Source organism: Streptomyces sp. NPDC006265 (assembly GCF_040613555.1).
In the GTDB taxonomy this organism is placed as follows: Bacteria; Actinomycetota; Actinomycetes; order Streptomycetales; family Streptomycetaceae; genus Streptomyces.
In genome coordinates, this window is sequence record NZ_JBEXSH010001294.1 from 1 (window position 1) to 1,759 (window position 1,759).

Here is a 1,759-nt window from a genome sequence, read left to right on the forward strand (position 1 = left end):
TAGTAGCTCCGCTACGAGGGCTTCCGCCCGGCACGCCGAGAGCACGCACCGAACACCGCTCCTTCCTCCACGGAGATCCATCAGAAGGGCCCTAGGCGAGCCGGGGGGATCGGCGGTTGGGATTCCCGGTCGACGCGCACGTCCCGGTCCTGGAGCAGGCGGACCGGACGTCGGCGGCATCCATGAGTGGGAACAGGTCGCAGCCGGGCTTCCAGCCCATCAGGTCGGCGACCGTGATGAACGCTTCCAGCGGGCAGTTGCCGGCGCCTGCCCTGCCATGCCAAGGAGCTCCAAGCGCGTCACCCCGTTCTCGACGGCGAGGACGGGGTTGGCGACGCCGAGGGCCAGGTTGTGGTGGCCGTGGATCCCGAGTCCGGTGGCCGGTCGAGGAGTTCGCGACAGGCGCGCAGACGGTCGCGCACGCCGTGCATGGTGAGGCGGCCCCCGGAGCCGGTGACGTAGACGCAGTGGGCGCCGTAGGACTCGATCAGCTTTGGCGGGCCAGTTCGGCGGGTTCGGCGAGTGGGACATCATCAGGAAGCCCGCCACATCCATGCCCAGCCCGCGGGCCACGGCGATGTGCTGGGCGGAGACGTCGGCCTCGGCGCAGTGGGGGGCCACGCGCACGGAGCGGCTGCCCGGCGAGTGAGCGCGTCGCGGGTCGTGCAGGGCGCCGATACCGGACAGCAGCGGGGTGGTCGGACGCCGGATCGCTACATCGGTGATCTCTGACCGAACCGTCGCTCGCATGTGCCACGCAGGCTCGACGGCTTGGCCGGGAGCTGTGTCGAAGGTGCGGAGTTACTCATGCTCAAGAATCTACAGAGGAACCACTTGATACTGAGTATCAATAGAATCTAGAGTCTCGTATTGCAAGTTCGTTTCGAACGGAGTGTCCTCATGAGTAAGATCTGGTTCGTCACCGGTTCCTCGCGTGGCTTCGGTCGTGAGTTCGTCCAGGCGGCCCTGGAGCGTGGTGACAAGGTCGCGGCCACCGCCCGCAACACCGACTCCCTGGCGGATCTGGTGGCCGCCCACGGTGAGGCGGTCCTGCCGCTGAAGCTGGACGTCACCGACAAGGCCGCCGCATTCGAGGCCGTCAAGCAGGCGCACGAGCACTTCGGCCGCCTGGACGTGATCGTCAACAACGCCGGACACGGTTTGTTCGGCGCGGTCGAGGAGCTGACGGAACAGCAGGTCCGCGGTCAGATGGAGACCAACTTCTACGGCGCCCTGTGGGTCACCCAGGCCGCCCTGCCCCTCCTGCGGGCCCAGGGCAGCGGCCGCATCGTGCAGATCTCCACGGTCGGCGGCGTCGTCTCCTTCCCCAACCTGGGCGGCTACAACGCCTCCAAGTGGGCCCTGGAGGGCCTGACCGAGGCCCTCGCCCAGGAGGTCGCCGGATTTGGCATCAAGGTCACCCTCGTCGAACCCGGCGGCTTCGAAACCGACTGGGCCGGCTCCTCCGCCACCTTCGCCGAACAGCTGCCCGCCTACGCCGACCTGCGCGCCGCCGTCGCCGCCGCCTGGGGCGAAGTCAAGTCCGGCGACCCCGCCGCAACCGGCCCGGCCCTGCTGGAGATCGTCGACGCGGACAACCCTCCGCTGCGTGTCTTCTTCGGCACGGCCCCCCTCCACCTCGTCCCTCAGGTCTACGCCGAGCGGCTGAAGACCTGGGAGGAGTGGGCGGCGGTCTCCGCCGAGACGGGCTCACCGACGAATGGCACCCCACCCAGATGCTCGCCGACGTGCTGACCAT

General features: G+C 68.6%; 1 protein-coding gene and 1 pseudogene. One reads left to right on the forward strand and one right to left on the reverse strand.

What is annotated here, in order from left to right:
- Positions 1-119: 119 nt before the first annotated feature.
- Positions 120-702 (reverse strand): annotated as a pseudogene (locus tag ABZ281_RS48135) (4-hydroxy-2-oxovalerate aldolase); the annotation flags it as partial.
- Between the two features lie 198 nt (positions 703-900).
- On the opposite strand from ABZ281_RS48135, the gene ABZ281_RS48140 reads away from it, so the two are divergent.
- Positions 901-1,755 carry an SDR family oxidoreductase gene (locus ABZ281_RS48140; RefSeq protein ID WP_356665044.1) on the forward strand — a complete coding sequence of 285 codons (855 nt, stop codon included), beginning with the start codon at positions 901-903 and terminating at the stop codon, positions 1,753-1,755.
- Positions 1,756-1,759 lie beyond the last annotated feature (4 nt).